Origin of the sequence: Pannonibacter sp. (assembly GCF_051860505.1) — a bacterium.
GTDB lineage: Bacteria > Pseudomonadota > Alphaproteobacteria > Rhizobiales > Stappiaceae > Pannonibacter.
In genome coordinates this window covers 29,152-47,152 of record NZ_JBHYDX010000035.1, presented here as the reverse complement: position 1 = coordinate 47,152, position 18,001 = coordinate 29,152, and the positions used below count along the sequence as shown (strand labels likewise).

The following is an 18,001-nucleotide window of genomic DNA, read 5'->3' as shown; positions in this document are numbered from 1 at the left end:
AAGGGGCAAAAAACCCCGTTCCAAACTCCCGCGCCCAGCAAAGCCGTTGTTGCGCAACAGGCCCTCAAGGGGGGAGAGGGCGCATGCGGCAAGGTCGTGATGCGTGCTCTTGCGTCCTACGACCACAATCGCAAGACAGCGAGCGGCCACCTTTGAACACCGCCTCCCCCTCTCCGCGCTGTCCCAGCCTTGAGCCGGGACCTGTTATGGACGTTGCAGGATCAACGGGTCCCGGCTCAAGGCCGGGACGACGTGGGAGGGGCTGCAGAAAAAGGGAAGCACCCTCAATAGTGATAGCGCAGCTGCGCGATCTCGAGGCTTTGGGTGATGTCCTTGCCGCTGACCCGATAGACGAAGCGGTGATCATCCGTGATGCGGCGCGACCACCAGCCCGTGAGGTCGCCCTTGAGCGCTTCGGGCTTGCCGATGCCGGAAAAGGGTTGCCTGCGCGTTGAAAGGATCAGGATGTTGACCCGCTCAAGCCCCTTTTCCCGTCCGGGTGACTGCCACCAGAGATAATCGTCCCAGGCATGGTCGGAGAAGACGAGCTTCACAGGTCGATCTCGTGCTCCTTGCCCTCACCGGCTGTCAGCTGGGCAATCGATGCCTGCAGCCGCCGCGCGTTCTGCGGGCTCTTCTGCAGATGCAGCGTTTCCTGGATCGCATTGAACTCATCGAGCGACATGATCACGACGGCCTCCCGCTTCTTGCGGGTGACGATCACCTCGACGCGGTCATGAATGACCCGGTCCATGACATCCTTCAAGGACGCGCGGGCATCGGTATAGGTGATGACGTCCATGACAAGGCTCCTCATTGGGCTGAATTATATGCACAGAATTCTGTACAACTCAACAACCCATCACTTTTTGGGATCAACTTCACCCCGCACCCAATCCAGATAGTCCTCATTGCCCCGAACCACCTCGAAGGCATAGATCGCCGGCACATCATAGGAATGCAGCTGCCGGATCAGGGTTTCGAGCGCGGGATAGGCCTCAGCCGTCGTCTTCAGCGTCAGGCGGAACTCGAAACCCTCCTGCACATCGCCCTGCCAGACATAGACACTGGCGATCTCGTCAATGTGGACGCAGGCCGCAAGCCGCGCCTCGACACAGGCCCGGGCAATTTTTTGCGCTTCTTCACGACTTTCGGTCGTGGTGCAGACGGCAAGCGTCATGTTCATGCCCTACCCTTCTCTGAAGCTCGAAACTCCGGCAAAATCGCGACGTCCGGCGGGCCTTGCCTGATGGATGGTAAAATCGTATACAGTCGCACACAATTCGTTCCAACCACACGAGGCGAAGTCCCCATGGCAAAGATCAAGGTAGCGAACCCGGTCGTCGATATCGACGGCGACGAGATGACCCGCATCATCTGGCAGTTCATCAAGGACAAGCTGATCTTTCCCTATCTGGACCTGACCCTCGACTATTACGACCTGTCGATCCAGAAGCGCGACGAGACGGATGACCAGATCACTATCGACGCGGCCAATGCGATCGAGAAGCACGGTGTTGGCGTCAAATGCGCGACCATCACTCCCGATGAGGCGCGGGTGGCCGAGTTCGGCCTGAAGAAGATGTGGAAGAGCCCGAACGGCACCATCCGCAACATCCTCGGCGGCGTGATCTTCCGCGAGCCGATCATCATGAGCAACGTGCCCCGTCTGGTGCCGGGCTGGACCCAGCCGATCATCGTCGGCCGCCATGCCTTCGGTGACCAGTACCGCGCCACCGACTTCAAGTTCCCGGGCAAGGGCAAGCTGACCATCAAGTTCGTCGGCGACGACGGCACCGTGATCGAGCATGACGTCTATGACGCGCCGTCCGCCGGCGTCGCCATGGCGATGTACAACCTCGATGCCAGCATCGCCGACTTCGCCCGGGCCTCGTTCAACTACGCCCTGCAGCGCGGCGTGCCCTGCTATCTGTCGACCAAGAACACCATCCTCAAGGCCTATGACGGCCGCTTCAAGGACCTGTTCCAGGAGATTTTCGACAAGGAATTCAAGGCGGCTTACGACGAAAAGAAGATCTGGTACGAACACCGCCTGATCGACGACATGGTCGCCTCGGCGATCAAATGGTCGGGCGGCTATGTCTGGGCCTGCAAGAACTACGATGGCGACGTGCAGTCGGACATCGTCGCGCAGGGCTTCGGGTCGCTCGGTCTCATGACCTCGGTGCTGATGACGCCGGACGGCCAGACCGTCGAGGCGGAAGCCGCCCATGGCACCGTCACCCGCCACTACCGCCAGCACCAGCGCGGCGAACAGACCTCGACCAACCCGATCGCCTCGATCTTCGCCTGGACGCGCGGTCTGGCCCACCGCGCCAAGCTGGACAGCAACGACGCGCTGCTGAACTTCGCGCTGACGCTGGAAAAAGTCTGCATCGACACGGTTGAATCCGGCTTCATGACCAAGGACCTTGCCCTCCTGGTCGGTCCGGATCAGGGCTGGATGACCACCACCGGCTTCCTCGACAAGATCGACGAGAACCTGAAGAAGGCCATGGGCGCCTGAGGACGGACTGAGAGCCGCCAGCCTTCCAACGACACATCCCAAGGCGCGGCCCCGGCCGCGCCTTTTGCTTGTTTGTCTTCAGCGTGCAGGGCTCTGCCAAGGCGATCCCGCAAACACCCCTCTCCCCCTTGAGGGCAAGGCTATCGCATATATAGCCGGACGGTTTTCGAAACCTCTCCGCTCCCCTCCCCCTCGTGGGGAGGGGTAAGGGGTGGGGGGCACGAGCGACCGTCCGATCGCAAAGCGTTTGCAGTAAGTCTGGTCAGGAACGTAAAAACCCTGGATCTAAGTCTGTTCCCCCACCCCCACCCCCCTCCCGACGAGGGGGAGGGGAGCGGAGAGGGAGAGCTTGCGGCGGCTGCACGAAGAAACGGCTCGCCACTAGTCCTCTCTTGAAGCCCCCTAACTCCACCCGGCATGTTTCGCGCCCCTGCGCCGAACCGACATTCCGAAATAAGCACACACGGGCTATCGTCACAGCCAGTGTCTCAGCCTGATTCGAGGTTTCCCATGTTCCGGAAGACCAGCCTGATTGCCGCAGCAAGCCTTGCGCTGACCCTTGCCTTCGTCCAGCCGTCTCTTGCCGCAGGCGCCTATGAACCCCCGCGTGGCAGCGCCGAGCGGGCCGCGATCAACGATGCCGTCCGGCCGATGATGGAAGCTCGGCTCGGCGCACCGGTCGAATTCGTCGTGGAACGGATGCAGGTCGCCAATGGCTGGGCCTTTGTCATCCTGCTGCCGCAGCGCCCGGGCGGCAAGGCGATCGACCTCAGCCAGACGATGCTGGCGGATCTCGCCGAGATCAGCGGCGATGCCAGCCTCTATGCATTGCTGCGCGAGGCGAATGGCCGCTGGAACATCATCGACTTCGCCATCGGACCGACGGATGCGTTCTGGTACGGCCAGCCGCTGTATGAACAGCTGCCCGCCGGTCTGGTGCCGCAGTAACTGCGCCTGACCGCGTCGGTAAATCGAATGGACCGGTTCAGGCCGGTCCCTCATCTCTGGCCCGACCAGTGTGGCCAGAAGGAAGATCCAGCGCTTCGGGCTGGTGCAATTCCTCCTCGATCAGGTCAACGCCCCCTTGCCGCGCCCAGGCCTCACGGGCCTCGGCCTCGCTCTGGATCCGGCGGGCAAGCTCAGGGTTCCGTAGCATGAGATGCTTGAGCGAGGCGGCATCCAGCACGAGAAGCTGGGTCCGTTCGACCGCCCGCACTGTTGCCAGGTGCCGGCGCTGCCGCAACAGCGCCAGTTCGCCGAAATAAGCCCCCTCCCCCAGTTGGACGATTCCGGAAGGCATGGTCACCTCCACCTCACCCGAGGCGACGAAATACATGCAATGCGCAATCTCGCCGCGCTCGGCAATCAGCTCTCCGGCCGTCACGACATGGGACCGCAGCAGTTTGGCAACTTCAGCGACTTCCCCTGCCTTCAGGTCCTCGAACAGCGGAACGCGCGAAACCATCGACCATGTGACCACGAAATCACGGCTGTGCACCTCGCGGGCAAAAGCGGATGCGATGATGCCGACAGGAAGCGCCAGCAGGGCATAGCCGGTCAGCATGACGAGACCAGCAATCATCTTGCCAAGCGCTGTCGAGGGAACAACATCGCCATAGCCAGTGGTCGTCGCCGTCGTGACGGCCCACCAGGCGGCCAGGGGAATGCTGCCGAAGACATCCGGCTGCTCGTCATGCTCGACGAGATACATCAGGGTCGAGGCCACCAGAATGACACCGCAGACAATGAGGAAACTGGCGGCCAAGGCACGCTTCTCCCCCACCATGGCAGCGGCCAGCGAGCGCAGCGCGGGCGAATAGCGCAGCAGCTTGAGAAAGCGCAGCAGCCGCAGAACCGCTAGCGCCGGCAAGGCCGTCACCGGCAGGACGAACACCAGCAGCAGGGGCAGGATCGCCAGCAGGTCGATGATCGCCATCGGCTGCATGGCATAGCGCAACCGGGAGCCGACCGGACCATAGCGGCGCAGCGGCGGATGCAGGTCCGCGACCAGGAGCCGGCAGAGATATTCGGCGAGGAAAACAAGGCCCAGACCCAGCTGAACATCCGACAAACGCCGACCCCAGGATGCCTGGATGGCGGGAACTGTTTCCAGCACGGAAATCGCAACCGTTATCAACACCAGAGCAACCAGCACGCGGGTGACGCGCCGCGCCGCATGATCGCTCTCCCGTCCCTCCTCGAGCAGACGGTAAAGGCGCTTCTTGAACGATGTCATCACGATGCTCCGGCAGGTTCAATCCTTATACGAACTAGCCCCTGAACCTGCAAACGGTTGCAAAAGATGACGACCGGGCTCCTGACACCAGAAAGCCGCCGGAATGACCGGCGGCTGAGACTGCTGACAAACCCTCTATGGTCATCCCGGATGCAGCGAAGCGGAGATCCGGGACCGGAGAGCCAAGGTCTCTCCGGTATTCACTCATTGAAATATTGAGGCATCGTCTCTCCGGTCCTGGCTCGGCGCTACGCTAGGCCGGGATGACGGCGGTTGAGGTCGAGGTTTGCAATCAACCTCAACCGCCGGATTAATCCGGCGGCTTCAATATGTTCTGCCAGGCGTAGGCCAGCCTCAGAGTGCGGCCAGATGTGTCTCGATCGCGGCAATGGCGGCGTCGGCCTGGGACCCGTCTGGGCCGCCGGCCTGGGCCATGTCCGGACGGCCACCGCCGCCCTTGCCACCCATCGCTTCCGAACCGATGCGAACGAGATCAACCGCGCTAAGCCGGTCGGTCAGATCCTTGGCCACAGCCGTCACGATGGCAGCCTTGCCGTCTTCGGCGCGGCTGATCAGGACGACGACGCCCGAGCCGACTTGCGCCATGGACTCATCGGCCAGACCTTTCAGGTCCTTCGGGTTGATGCCATCGACGATCCGCGCCAGAAGCTGGAAGCTGCCTACACTGCGGATGGCCGGAGTTGCCCCTTCGCCGCCAGCACCGCCCATGGCGAGACGCTTCTTGGCTTCGGCCAGTTCCTTCTCCATGCGGCGGCGGTCTTCCACCAGCTGCGCCACGCGGGCAGTGATCTCGCCCGGGCCGACCTTCAACAGGCCGGCAATATCGCGCACGCGCTGGTCCTGCTCGTCGAGATAGGCCCGCGCCGCAGATCCGGTCAGCGCCTCGATGCGGCGCACGCCGGCGGCCACGGCGCCCTCGGCCACCAGCCGGACGAGGCCGATGTCACCGGTACGCTTCACATGGGTGCCGCCGCAAAGTTCGACCGAGTAGGACTTGCCGGCCTTGGCCCCATGCAGCGCGGTGCCCATGGTGACGACGCGCACTTCATCGCCGTATTTCTCGCCAAACAGCGCCATGGCACCGCTCTCGATGGCATCATCGACCGCCATAAGACGGGTGTCGACGGCGGCGTTCTGCAACACGATCTCGTTGACGTAGGTCTCCACGACCTTCAGTTCGTCGTCGGACATCGGCTTGGGATGCGAGAAGTCAAACCGCAGGCGCTCGGACGTGACCATCGAGCCCTTCTGCGCCACATGCGTGCCAAGAACCTCGCGCAGCGCCTCATGAATGAGATGCGTGGCGGAATGATTGGCCCGGATGTGCGAGCGGCGGCCGTGGTCGACGATGAGATCGACGGCGAGGCCAACGGTCAGGGTGCCTTCCTCGACGGTGACCGCGTGGATGAACAGGCCATCGGCCTTTTTCATCGTATCGGTGACCCGGGCAAGAATGCCGGTGGCCTTCAGAAGACCGGTGTCGCCAACCTGCCCACCGGACTCGCCATAAAACGGCGTCTGGTTGACGATAACGAAACCGCTCTGCCCCGCGCCGAGCCCGGCAACTTCCTTGCCCTCGCTGACGAGCGCCTGGATCGCACCTTCCGCCTGCTCGGTCTCATAGCCGAGGAATTCGGTCGCACCGCATTTTTCCTTCAGCGCAAACCAGACCGTGTCCGTGGCAGCCTCGCCCGAGCCGGACCAAGCCGCACGCGCCTCGGCCTTCTGCCGCTCCATGGCGGTGGCAAAGCCGGCGGTATCGACCGCGATGCCGCGCGCGCGCAGGGCGTCCTGGGTCAGGTCGAGCGGGAAGCCGAAGGTGTCATAGAGCTTGAAGGCCGTCTCACCATCCAGTTCGCCGCCTTCGATCAGATCCGCCGTTGCTGTGTCGAGCAGGCCAAGCCCGCGCTCCAGCGTCTTGCGGAAACGGGTTTCCTCCAGCCGGAGCGTTTCGGTGATCAGCGCCTCGGCGCGCACCAGTTCCGGATAGGCCCGGCCCATCTCGCGGATCAGCGCCGGCACCAGCTTCCACAACAGCGGATCGCGCGCGCCCAGCAAATGCGCATGGCGCATGCCACGGCGCATGATGCGGCGCAGCACATAGCCACGGCCTTCGTTGGACGGCAGCACGCCATCGGCAATCAGGAAACAGGAGGAGCGCAGGTGATCGGCGATGACCCGGTGACTGGACCGGGCCGCGCCTTCGGCCTCGACGCCCGTGGCATTGACCGAGGCGGAAATCAGCGCCCGGAACAGGTCGATGTCGTAATTGTCGTGCACGCCCTGCAGCACGGCGGCGATGCGCTCGAGGCCCATGCCGGTGTCGATCGAGGGACGCGGCAACGCCAGACGGCCGTCCGGCGTCTGCTCGTATTGCATGAACACGAGGTTCCAGATCTCGATGAAGCGATCACCGTTTTCCTCCGGCGATCCCGGAGGACCGCCCCAGATGTGGTCGCCATGGTCATAGAAGATTTCCGAGCACGGGCCGCAGGGGCCGGTGTCACCCATGCTCCAGAAATTGTCGGCGGTCGGGATGCGGATGATCTTGTCGTCGCTGAGGCCGGCAATCTTCTTCCACAGCCCATGCGCCTCGTCGTCTTCGGAATAGACGGTGACGGTCAGGCGGTGCTGCGGCAGGCCATATTCCTTGGTGATCAGGTTCCAGGCCAGTTCAATGGCCCGCTCCTTGAAATAGTCGCCGAAGGAGAAGTTGCCGAGCATTTCGAAGAAGGTGTGGTGACGGGCGGTGTAGCCGACATTGTCGAGGTCATTGTGCTTGCCGCCGGCCCGCACCACCTTCTGCGACGTCACCGCGCGGGCGTAATCGCGCTTTTCAAGGCCGGTGAAGACATTCTTGAACTGCACCATGCCGGCATTGGTGAACATCAGCGTCGGATCATTGCGCGGCACCAGCGGGCTGGAGTCCACGACCTGGTGATCATTCTTGGCAAAGTAGTCCAGAAACGCTGATCTGATCTCGTTTACGCCGCTCATCTGGGTCTCGCTCTTGTCTGTCCCGGGCTCGGCAGGCAACTCCGGGCGCGCATCACAGCGGACGCTGCACCGGGTCAATCCGCCCAAGCAATTCAAAGCCTTTTATCTTTCGCCCCATTGTGTGTCCAGCGGCGAGGCCCTGGCGGCGGCCGGCAAAGCAAAAGCCCCGGAGGAGGCCCCGGGGCTTTGAAAGTCAGCAAGATCGCATCAGCCACATCGGCTGGAGGCCGAGCTTAGTCGTCGGTGTCGTCGCCGCTGCTGTCATCGGCGATGATCGCATCGGCCAGAAGACCGGCATTCTGGCGGATCGCCAGCTCGATCTCATCGGATATGGCCGGATTGTCGCGCAGGAATTGCTTGGCGTTTTCACGGCCCTGACCGAGCCGCTGGCTGTTGTAGGAGAACCAGGCGCCGGACTTCTCGACGATGCCGGCCTTGACACCGAGATCGACCAGTTCGCCCGACTTCGACACACCTTCGCCGTAGATGATGTCGAACTCGACCTGGCGGAACGGCGGGGCGAGCTTGTTCTTGACCACCTTGACGCGGGTCTGGTTGCCGACAACTTCCTCGCGGTCCTTGATCGAGCCAATGCGGCGAATGTCGAGACGGACGGAGGCATAGAATTTCAGCGCGTTGCCACCGGTGGTGGTCTCGGGCGAGCCAAACATCACGCCGATCTTCATGCGGATCTGGTTGATGAAGATCACCATGGTATGCGACTTGGAAATCGACGCCGTCAGCTTGCGCAGCGCCTGGCTCATCAGGCGCGCCTGCAGGCCGGGCAGGCTGTCGCCCATCTCACCTTCAAGTTCCGCCTTCGGCGTCAAGGCGGCAACGGAATCGATGACCAGAACTTCGATCGCGCCGGAGCGGACCAGCGTGTCGGCGATCTCGAGCGCCTGTTCGCCGGCATCGGGCTGCGAGATCAGCAGGTCATCGAGATTGACGCCAAGCTTGCGGGCATAGATCGGATCCAGAGCATGTTCCGCATCGACGAAGGCACAGATGCCGCCCGCCTTCTGGGCTTCGGCAATCGTATGCAGGGCCAGCGTGGTCTTGCCCGAGGATTCGGGGCCATAGATCTCGACGATACGGCCTCGCGGCAGGCCGCCGATGCCCAGCGCGATATCAAGCCCGAGCGAACCGGTCGAAACCGTCTGGACCTCGACCACCTGGCCGGCCCCCATCCGCATGATGGATCCCTTGCCAAAGGCCCGTTCAATCTGTGACAGCGCGGCATCGAGCGCTTTGGTCTTGTCCATCTGGCTGCTCTCTACAAGGCGAAGTGAACTTTGCGACATGGTGCGAGGCTCCTTATTCCACGATGGACCCGCTGTTTCAAACTCAGCTTTTGTACCTTTTTTGTTCTCACTTGCCAAGCCCATTTACACAATTGATTTTTCATCTGAAAAATCAATTCGTTCCGTGTATGTTCGCGCTCATTCGCACAAAAATTCCGCAACGTAAATTTGCAGCCTGCAAAACGAAATTCGCAAGACCCCGGGAATCAGCTGGCTTGCTCGCGCAAGCCGGTCCTGATACGCCGCCCGCTTGTCCCTTAAAGTTTTCCGTCAAGGCGTCCGGCACCGCCTGACATCGGATTGCAAGGAGGGGCCCTAACTTCACCCAGGTCCCGGCCACAGGTTGTCCATGATGAACCCCCGCGCCATCGCCTGCTTCGGCGCTGTCCATGCCGATCTCATCGCCCATGGCGCAAGACCCGTCCTGCGCGAGACCTCGACGCCGGGCGCGATTGCCATGACCCCCGGCGGCGTGGCCACCAATGTGGCCCGCGCCCTTGCCCGGCTTAGCGTTCCGGTTCGTCTCGCCGGCGCCGTGGGAACGGACAGCGACGGGACCAGCCTTCACCGGCTTTTGTCGGAAGACGGGATCGACCTGTCCGCACTGGCGCGAGCAGACCTGCCGACTGGCCGCTATGTCGCCCTGCATGATCCGGATGGCAGCCTTGCAGGCGCAATCTGCGACACCACCATCACGGACAGCCTCGACGCGGGGTTCATTGCCCATGCCGCCGGACTTCTTGACGCATGCCCGATCTGGTTCGCCGAGGCCAACCTGCCCGATGACGCACTGGCAGAACTGGCCGAACGGGCTGGCAAGCGGCTTCTGGTTGCCGATGCCGTCTCCAGTGCCAAGGCGCCGCGCCTTGCCGCCCTCGCCGGACGGCTCGACCTTGTGTTTCTGAACCGGGCGGAAGCTGCCGCCTGGACCGGCTTTGCCGAAGCCACTCCGGCTGTTCCGCTGGCCCTGGCTGTTGCCGCCCTTGGTCCGCGACAAGTCATGCTGAGCGACGGGGCCGGACTGTTGACGATTGTCGAGGACGGCAGGCCGCTGCAGATCGAGCCGGGCGCAGTCGAGATCATCGATGTCACCGGGGCCGGCGACGCCCTGATCGCGGGAACCCTGGCCGGGCTCGCCCGAGGCCTGCCGCTGGAGGACGCCGCCCATGCCGGGCTGGTCGCCGCCCGGTTGACGCTGGAGACAACGGGCGCGGTTGCGCCGAGCCTTGCCTGGGACAACATCTGCCCTGTTCTGGCCAGATGATCCGCGCGTCTTTTGTCCGCACGCCCTCATTTGCCACCAGCCGCGACGGCTGAACCCGATCCAACGCCACAAGGAACACGCCATGTCCGCCACCCCGCTTTCCCCTGCCCTGCCGGCCGATGCCAGCAGCCTGCTGCAGTTCTCCCGCGAAGTTGCCGAGGCACGCTCGAAGGGCCTGCCGCTGGTCGCGCTGGAATCCACCATCATCACCCATGGCATGCCATTCCCGCAGAATGTCGAGACCGCCCGCCAGGTGGAAGCGGACATCCGCGCGGCAGGCGCCGTGCCGGCGACGATCGCCGTTCTCGACGGCCGCATCCGCATTGGCCTCGATGACGTCGATCTCGACCGTCTTGGCCAGGCCACCGGCGTGATGAAGTGCTCGCGCGCCGATCTTGCCATCGCGGTCGCCACCGGACGCCCCGGCTCCACCACGGTTGCCGCCACGATGATGGCAGCGCATGTGGCCGGTATTGCGGTGTTCGCCACGGGAGGCATCGGCGGCGTGCACAAGGGCGCGGAGACGAGCTTTGACGTCTCTGCCGACCTTGACGAACTCTCGCGCACCCCGGTCTGCGTCGTCTGTGCAGGCGCCAAGGCCCTGCTCGACATCCCGAAGACACTGGAAGTCCTGGAAACGCGCGGCGTGCCGGTTGTCTCCTATGGCGTGGACGAAGTGCCGGCTTTCTGGTCGCGCACCAGCGGCCTGCCCTCCCCGTACCGGATGGACAGCGCGGAAGACCTGGCCCGGCTGATCCGGGCCCGTCAGATCTTCGGCGACCACGGCGGTGTGCTCGTGGCCAACCCGGTGCCGGCGGACGCCGAAATCCCGCAGACCGAGATGGCCGGCTTCATCGACGCCGCCATTGCCGAGGCGGACCGCCGCGGCATTCGCGGCAAGGCTGTCACGCCTTTCGTTCTGGCGCTAATCTTTGAACTCACCAAGGGCCGCAGCCTGGTGACCAACATTGCCCTGGTGCGGAACAACGCCCGCCTGGCCGCCGCCATCGCCGTGGCCCTGACCACAAGCTGACGCTTCCGAGCCGGGCCGCGTGGAGGTCTGATATCTGCGTTTGGCCTCCCACGGGGTACATGACGCAGTGTCACGTTCCGGTTACAGGCTGCACGGATATGATTGACCTGACCTGCCAAGGCGTTGACTTCATCGCACCGGGCTGACCTACTTGGTGCACTGCGCCATGCGAGTGGCCGGGATGAAGGCATCTCCAGGGTGGTGATGCTCTCATCGTCCGCCGCGCGGGCGCCAAAGGGGCAGGAACGGGACGCAGCGGCAGCTTTCGGGCAGAACAGCTGGCCGGCGTCCGCAAAACAGGCCGAAAGGCTTGACAACAACGGCCGAACGGCCGGCGGATGCCATGGCGGGAGCCTGCCTCCCGTCCATGAACAAGGAGCGGCAAATGACCGATACGACTGCGCTTTCTCCCCTCCAGTACCTCGACAAGGCCGTGGGCGCCCTGCGCGACATGGGCCTGATGCCCGAAACCCAGGCGGATGCGCCGATCAATGCGCTGCTGGAGCAGATCTCCGATCTGTCGCCCGACAAGATCGCGGTCATCACCCGCACTCTCGGTCAGGCATCGACCTTCAACGAGGTTGTCCGCACGCAGATCCAGGCGATGTCGATCGGCGAGCGCTACGAGACCATCACCGAAGCCTTCAACTCGATCCGTGACGATGCCAAGGCGCTGGTCGACCAGCTCGCCGACGGCAAAATCTCCTTCATGGAGAACCTGTCCAATCGCTGGCGCGACATGCGTCGCGGCTCGATTTCCGACCGCTTCGACGACATCCGCAAGACCTATATCGAGGTTGCCAAGGCGACCAAGGACCAGATCCAGCGCGAACAGGTCATCCTCAACGCCTACCGCGACTATCGCGGTGCGCTGAAGCAGGCCGAGGTACTGGCGCTGGAAGTGCTCAACACGGCGACCGCCAAGCTTGACGCGGCAAAGGCCGCCCTTGAAGCCGCCTCGGCGGAAGTCTCCGCCTACACCGGGACGGATGCCGCCGCCAAGGCCCGCCTTGAACTGGCACGGGACGAGCAGATGCGCCTGATGCAGGACGAGGAAAAGCGCTACCAGGTCGCCAAGGATCTCGCCGACAACCTGACCATCGGCTACAACACCTCCGAAGTGATCATGGTCCGCCTGCTGCAGACCACCAACGCCAAGGAACGCGTCTACGCCCAGTCGGTCAGCTTCTTCTCCACCAACGAGTCCGTGCTGACCGCGCTGAACGCGTCCTTCACCGGCCTGCAGGGCCTGCATGAATCGACCGAGACGCTGAACGCCATGAAGGACGGGGTCAACAAGAGCCTGGAGACCCTCGCCGAGATCGGCGGCGCGGTGCAGGAAGCGGCGATCAAGGCCGGTTATGGCCCGACCGTCCAGGCAGCCTCGGTGAAGAAGCTCGTCGACAGCGTGATTTCCTTCCAGGAAAATTCCCGCCAGATCATCAACGAGATGCGCGAGATGTCGACGAAGAACTCGGAGGAAATCCGCGTGGCAGTGGAAGACGGCAAGCGCCGCCTCGCCAAGCTGACCGCCGAAGGTGCGGCCCTGCGCTGACCCCATGCGCCGGCGGCCACACTGACGGGGCCAGGGGCATGGCCCCCGGCAACTTCGGTGTGGCTGCAGCAGCTCTTTTCAAGCGCACTCCACGGACCCATATGCGGGTTGGAGGATCTCGATGGCCGATACGGCGAATGCAGGGCAGCCGCCCCTCGACGACCTGATGATGGCGATGGATGTGGTGGACACGCTCCGCCACGATGACGCCCTGGTCCAGAGGGAACTCGGCAAGGACACGAGCGATGCAGCGCTGATTGCGCGGCTGCGCGAAATCTATGCCTCGCAGGGAATATCGGTTCCCGACCATATCCTCGAACAGGGCGTCAGCGGGCTGAAACAGGACCGTTTCGTCTATGCACCACCTGCTGCCGGTCTGTCACGGACGCTGGCGCTTGCGTATATTCGCCGGGGCGTGATTGCAAAGTTCGGCGGGATTGCCCTGGCGCTGATCGTCGCCGCCGTCATCGGCTGGCAAACCCTTGTCGTTGCGCCCCGGGAGCGGGCTGCGGCGGCACTGGCACAGGAACTGACCACCGACATTCCCGCCGAGGTCGCCCGGCTCACCGGAGCCATCGACCGGCTGAGCCAGGATCCGGCGGCACTGACCCAGGCTGTCACCCTTGCCACCGACGCTGACCGCGCCATTGAGGCCAAGGATCTGACGGCCGCCCGCAAGGCGGTCGCGGATCTCGCCGCGCTGGAGGCGGAGCTGAGCACCCGTTTCGAGGTGCGCATCGTCTCGCGGCCCGGGACACCGACCGGCGTCACCCGCATCCCGGACGTCAACCGCGCAACGCGGAACTTCTATCTCGTGGTCGAGGCCATCGGCCCGGACGGCAAGGCATTACCACGGACCATCGTGTCGGAAGAAGATCGCAAGCCCAAGACCGTCACCATCTGGGGCCAGCGCGTCCCGGAAGCCGTCTTCAACCGGATCCGCGACGACAAGGCCAAGGACGGCATTGTCCAGGACGCCGTGCTCGGAACCAAGGCCCGTGGCAAGCTCGCCATCGACTGGGCTATGAAGGTCGAAAACGGAGCGATCACACAATGGTAACGGTGCGGGCGAACACGAGGAGCAAGGCCAGATGCTGAGCGGACGCCAGACCCTCGGCTCCATCGAACAGGCGCTGGCCGACCTGCGCCGCGAGGAAGCCGAACTCAACCACCGGATCGAACGGGCCACCCGCTCGGTCTCCGACCTGCACGCGCAGCAGGGCGACGTGTTCGCTGCGCTTGCCCGCTTCCGTCTCGACACGGGCAAGGCCGATGACATCGACAACCGGCTGGGCGGCGCATCAAAGGGCGCGCGCCTGCTGCTTGAAACACGGTCCAAGGAGATTGCAGCCCTGAACGAGCGCCTTCGCGTCAAGGAGGCCCGACGGGCAGAACTGCAGCGCGAACGGGAAAAGCTGGCGGACGCGCGCGATAGTGCCGAGGATCAGCTGGAACAGCTCTCCGGTAAGCTCGGCGAACAACTTGCCGCCGACAGCGCCTATCAGGCCCTGAAACAGGCCGCCGAGACGGCGCAGACAATGGCCGAGGCCGCAATGTCGAAGGCCGCGACCGCAGCCGCCGACAAGGCGGAAAAGGGCAAGGCCTATGAGAACGACCCGCTGTTCCTGTATCTGCTGCAACGCGGGTTCGGCACCTCGTCCTATGCCTCGACCGGCCTGATCCGCAGTCTTGATCGCTGGGTGGCCCGTCTCATCCAATTCGAAGCCGCGCGTCCCAACTATGTCATGCTGACCGAAATCCCCGAGCGGCTGGCCGCCCATGCCACCCGTGTCGAGGTGGAGGCAGCCGAGGCTCTGGACAGGTTGCAACAGGCACAGCGCAAGGCAGCAGCTGAGCTTGCCGGCCAGGATCTCAACGCCGTCGTCGAGCAGAAGGCAGCCGCCATCGTGGCGCAGGATCAGGCGCTCGAAGAGCTTGAGCGGGAAATCGCAGCGCTGAGTGCCGAGTTGCAGCGCTATGCCAGCGGCGAGGACGACACCTACAAGGCAGCCGAAGGCAAACTGGCCGAAGCCCTGAAGATGACCGATCTCACGGACCTGTTCCGTGCCGCGCTGGATACGCCCTCACCTGAGGACGAGAAACTGGTCCGCCAGTTGCAGGACATCGAGGCGCAGGTGGATGACCTGACCCGCGAAGTACGTCAGGACAAGGAGTTGCAGCGCGACCTGTCGCGCCGGCGCGAGGAACTGACCAAGGTTGCCGGCCAGTTCCGACAGAGCGGCTTTGATGGTTGGGACTCCACCTTCAAGGACGACAACCTGACCACGGTGCTGCTCGGCGAACTGGTCAAGGGCGCCATAACAGGCGCCGACTACTGGGCCCGGGCCAAGCGCTCGCACAGCCGCAAACCGTCCAACCGGCGCCAGGCCGGCCTGCCCGGAGGGTTCGGCGGCGGTATCGGCGGCGGCTTCCCAGGGGGGCTCGGTGGCGGATCTGGCGGCGGCTCCCGGAGCGGATCCGGTGGCAGTTCCTCCGGCGGCGACGGCTTCCGCACCGGGGAAACATTCTGATCCTCGAGGGACGCGAAATGCGTCCACGAACAGCAAGGTTAGGTCATGTCCGATCCAGCGCTCTACCAGCGGTTCGCCGCCTACAATTCCTGGATGACCTCGAAACTCTACGGCGCCGCAGCTGACCTTGACGATGCAGCGCGCAAGGCGGATCGCGGCGCGTATTTCCGCTCGATCCACTCGACCCTCAACCACATCCTGTTTGGTGACCTCGTCTGGATGGGCCGTTTCACCGGCGCACCCGCTGCCCATCGCGGCATGGGCGTTGATATCCACGATGATTTTGACGACCTGCGCCAGGCGCATCTGGAGCATTGCGGCCGCATCCTTGACTGGACGCTGGACCTGACGCCGCAGTGGCTGGCCGGCGATCTCACCTGGACCAGCACCGACGGCAGCCGCATCAGCACCCGCCCTCGCTGGCTTCTGGTCAGCCACATGTTCAATCACCAAACCCATCATCGTGGGCAGATCACCACACTCCTGTCACAGTTGGGGGTGGATATCGGCGTGACAGACCTTCCTTTCATGCCGGATCTGGTTATGTGATGAACCATTGTCCTAGAACGTTTCTGAAACAGGGCGCCGGTTAGCACAGGTTGCACCGACGCCCCGGTTGCCGACCGAACCGGCCAAGCCCAAGGATCGCGCCATGCGCCAGTCGCTCACCGTCGTCGCACTCGCCGCCACTCTTGCCGCCTGCCAGTCCTCGCGGCCAATGCCGACGGCCCCTGCCCTTCCAGCCCAGCCCGCCCTGTCCGTGCCCGCCGGCGCCCAGTCGCTGACCATCGCAGCCAGCCCGGAACAGGTGCGCGCGGCACTGGTCGAAAGCGCATCCCAGCGCGGCACACCGGTGGTGCAACAGGATGCCAACATGGTGGTGATCGAGCGCAAGATGACGGATGCCAACCCGGCGCTCGATGCCGAGTTCGGCCCCTCCGACAATGGCGACCGGGTCATCCGCGTACGTGTCCGCTTCACCGGGGCGCCCTGCAGCACCCTCGCGGTGCAGGACCTGGCGGTGATCAACAACGCCCGCACCGCCCTGGAGCAGAGCTTCGTCCTGCCCGGCAACGCCAACACCATGGACAGCCTGAAGGGCCTCAAGTCCCGCGCCGAACAGTCTTCCGGCTGCCCGGCAGTCTGATGCGCCTGCCCGGCACTCCTGCCTGACGCGCCGCATCAGAAGGCGGTGCTGTCGCTGCCAATGGAAGCCAATCCACCGTGATGCCGGCCATCCCGCTCCCCTTTGTGCTGGCGCTGCTGTTGCTGATCCTGCTGGTGCAGAGCCTGCAGCGGAGCGGCTTTCGCCCGACGGCCGCGACCGTGTTCATCGGCGGCTGCATGCTCCTGACAGCCGTCGTCGGGTTGCGCTGGACGGTTGACCTGCCCGCGCTGCGGATGCTGCAGCCGATTGTCGCGTCCCTGCTGCCGCCCTTCGCCTGGCTTTCCTTCACCAGCCTTGCGCGCCAGCCCCTCCGCCATGCATGGCACCACGCGGCCGGTCCAGCGCTGGTCCTGATCCTCAGCGCGACCTGGAACCAGTGGCACCCGCCTGTCGACCTCGTGCTGGCGGGGCTGTTCTTCGGCTATGGCGCTGCCCTGTTGCGGCAGGCGGCGGCCGGGGCAGACCAACTCGTCGATGCAAGGCTGAGCGATGCGCCGGACGCGCGCCGGGCGGTGGTGTTCGCCGGTGTCGTGCTGGTTGGTTCAGGCGTCGTGGACCTGGCGATCGCTGCCGACTTCGATCTCTTCGGCGGCCGGCATGCGGCTTCAATCGTCAGCATCGCCAACATGCTGACCTTGCCGGTAATTGCCTATGCCATCATGGTCATCGGCCGCAGCCAGCCAGGGGCCATCGAGCCGGGAGCACCCGCTGCCGCTGAACCGGCATCATCGCCACAGGCGCTGCCAGATCCAGACGAAGACGCCCGCACACTGTCGCGCATCGAGCGCCTGATGCATGAGCAGAAGCTCTACCGGGATCCGGACCTGACATTGACCCGCCTTGCCCGCCGCGCCGGACTGCCGGCGCGCCAGATTTCAGGTGCCATAAACAGGGCTCACGGACGCAACGTATCGCAGGTGGTCAACGAGTACCGCATTGCCGAGGCCCAGCGCCTGCTGAAGGAAACGGATCAGCCGGTGACCACAATCATGTTCGACTGCGGCTTCCAGACCAAGTCCAACTTCAACCGCGAGTTCGCCCGCGTCACCGGCATGACCCCGAGCGACTACCGCCGCTCCGCCTAAGGCAACCGGCACCCCGTTTCTCCCGCACGCCTCCCTGTGTCACCCCGGGCGGAGCGCAGCGCAGACCCGGGGCCTACTCGTTTGCAGAGAAGCGGAGACTGGCAGGGGTGCGCCAAAGGCTGCCGAGCTGTCGCAGCGCTGCGGCGCTCGCCGCACCGCTCTGGAAGCGAGTAGGCCCCGGCTCTTGCTCCGCTCGGCCGGGGTGACGGCAGAGGGTAGATACGCCCCCGAGACCAGCGACGACCGCCGCTCCGCCCAAGGCAACCAGCCTCCCAGTTTT

At 64.2% G+C, this 18,001-nt stretch carries 16 protein-coding genes; 10 read left to right on the top strand and 6 right to left on the bottom strand.

What is annotated here, in order from left to right:
- Positions 1–284: 284 nt before the first annotated feature.
- From ACTIFE_RS19485 to cutA, 3 genes are read right to left on the bottom strand one after another with little or no spacing between them, the layout of a single operon-like run.
- A complete protein-coding gene (locus tag ACTIFE_RS19485) occupies positions 285–554 on the bottom strand; it encodes a Txe/YoeB family addiction module toxin (RefSeq protein WP_439530803.1) in 270 nt (89 codons plus the stop codon).
- Positions 551–802 carry a type II toxin-antitoxin system Phd/YefM family antitoxin gene (locus ACTIFE_RS19480; protein ID WP_439530802.1) on the bottom strand — a complete coding sequence of 84 codons (252 nt, stop codon included), beginning with the start codon at positions 800–802 and terminating at the stop codon, positions 551–553. The genes ACTIFE_RS19485 and ACTIFE_RS19480 overlap by 4 nt, the downstream gene beginning before the upstream one ends.
- A 60-nt stretch (positions 803–862) precedes the next feature.
- The gene (gene cutA / locus ACTIFE_RS19475) at positions 863–1,186 is read right to left on the bottom strand and encodes a divalent-cation tolerance protein CutA (RefSeq protein WP_439530801.1); all 324 of its coding nucleotides are present in this window, start codon (positions 1,184–1,186) and stop codon (positions 863–865) included.
- 126 nt (positions 1,187–1,312) lie between these two features.
- On the opposite strand from cutA, the gene ACTIFE_RS19470 reads away from it, so the two are divergent.
- Together ACTIFE_RS19470 and ACTIFE_RS19465 are read left to right on the top strand one after the other, a co-directional pair.
- Complete coding sequence (locus ACTIFE_RS19470) at positions 1,313–2,527, top strand: NADP-dependent isocitrate dehydrogenase (RefSeq protein WP_439530800.1); 1,215 nt, start codon at positions 1,313–1,315, stop codon at positions 2,525–2,527.
- 510 nt (positions 2,528–3,037) lie between these two features.
- On the top strand, positions 3,038–3,475 hold the full coding sequence (locus tag ACTIFE_RS19465) for a hypothetical protein (protein WP_439530799.1): 438 nt from the start codon (positions 3,038–3,040) through the stop codon (positions 3,473–3,475).
- Between the two features lie 37 nt (positions 3,476–3,512).
- On the opposite strand, the gene ACTIFE_RS19460 is transcribed toward ACTIFE_RS19465, so the two are convergent.
- The 3 genes from ACTIFE_RS19460 to recA all read right to left on the bottom strand — a co-directional run bounded on the left by ACTIFE_RS19460 (position 3,513) and on the right by recA (position 9,085).
- Positions 3,513–4,763: a cyclic nucleotide-gated ion channel gene (locus ACTIFE_RS19460; RefSeq protein ID WP_439530798.1), complete on the bottom strand. Its 1,251-nt coding sequence runs from the start codon at positions 4,761–4,763 to the stop codon at positions 3,513–3,515.
- 354 nt (positions 4,764–5,117) lie between these two features.
- Positions 5,118–7,781: an alanine--tRNA ligase gene (gene alaS / locus ACTIFE_RS19455; RefSeq protein ID WP_439530797.1), complete on the bottom strand. Its 2,664-nt coding sequence runs from the start codon at positions 7,779–7,781 to the stop codon at positions 5,118–5,120.
- Positions 7,782–8,014: 233 nt separating this feature from the next.
- Positions 8,015–9,085 carry a recombinase RecA gene (gene recA / locus ACTIFE_RS19450; RefSeq protein ID WP_439530796.1) on the bottom strand — a complete coding sequence of 357 codons (1,071 nt, stop codon included), beginning with the start codon at positions 9,083–9,085 and terminating at the stop codon, positions 8,015–8,017.
- Positions 9,086–9,434: 349 nt separating this feature from the next.
- Here recA and ACTIFE_RS19445 point away from each other — a divergent pair, with 349 nt between their 5' ends.
- From ACTIFE_RS19445 to ACTIFE_RS19410, 8 genes are all read left to right on the top strand, one after another.
- The gene (locus tag ACTIFE_RS19445) at positions 9,435–10,349 is read left to right on the top strand and encodes a PfkB family carbohydrate kinase (RefSeq protein WP_439530795.1); all 915 of its coding nucleotides are present in this window, start codon (positions 9,435–9,437) and stop codon (positions 10,347–10,349) included.
- A gap of 82 nt (positions 10,350–10,431) precedes the next feature.
- The gene (locus ACTIFE_RS19440) at positions 10,432–11,382 is read left to right on the top strand and encodes a pseudouridine-5'-phosphate glycosidase (protein WP_439530794.1); all 951 of its coding nucleotides are present in this window, start codon (positions 10,432–10,434) and stop codon (positions 11,380–11,382) included.
- Between the two features lie 385 nt (positions 11,383–11,767).
- The gene (locus ACTIFE_RS19435; protein ID WP_439530793.1) at positions 11,768–12,937 is read left to right on the top strand and encodes a cell surface protein; all 1,170 of its coding nucleotides are present in this window, start codon (positions 11,768–11,770) and stop codon (positions 12,935–12,937) included.
- A gap of 121 nt (positions 12,938–13,058) precedes the next feature.
- Positions 13,059–13,997: a DUF6384 family protein gene (locus tag ACTIFE_RS19430; RefSeq protein WP_439530792.1), complete on the top strand. Its 939-nt coding sequence runs from the start codon at positions 13,059–13,061 to the stop codon at positions 13,995–13,997.
- A 31-nt stretch (positions 13,998–14,028) separates the two neighbouring features.
- Positions 14,029–15,468, top strand: coding sequence for a hypothetical protein (locus tag ACTIFE_RS19425; protein ID WP_439530791.1), 1,440 nt, complete (start codon positions 14,029–14,031; stop codon positions 15,466–15,468).
- Between the two features lie 45 nt (positions 15,469–15,513).
- A complete protein-coding gene (locus ACTIFE_RS19420; RefSeq protein ID WP_439530790.1) occupies positions 15,514–16,017 on the top strand; it encodes a DinB family protein in 504 nt (167 codons plus the stop codon).
- 103 nt (positions 16,018–16,120) lie between these two features.
- The gene (locus ACTIFE_RS19415; RefSeq protein ID WP_439530789.1) at positions 16,121–16,615 is read left to right on the top strand and encodes a hypothetical protein; all 495 of its coding nucleotides are present in this window, start codon (positions 16,121–16,123) and stop codon (positions 16,613–16,615) included.
- A gap of 80 nt (positions 16,616–16,695) precedes the next feature.
- Positions 16,696–17,721, top strand: a complete 1,026-nt coding sequence (locus ACTIFE_RS19410) for a helix-turn-helix domain-containing protein (protein ID WP_439530805.1) — start codon at positions 16,696–16,698, stop codon at positions 17,719–17,721.
- The last annotated feature ends 280 nt before the right edge of the window (positions 17,722–18,001 follow it).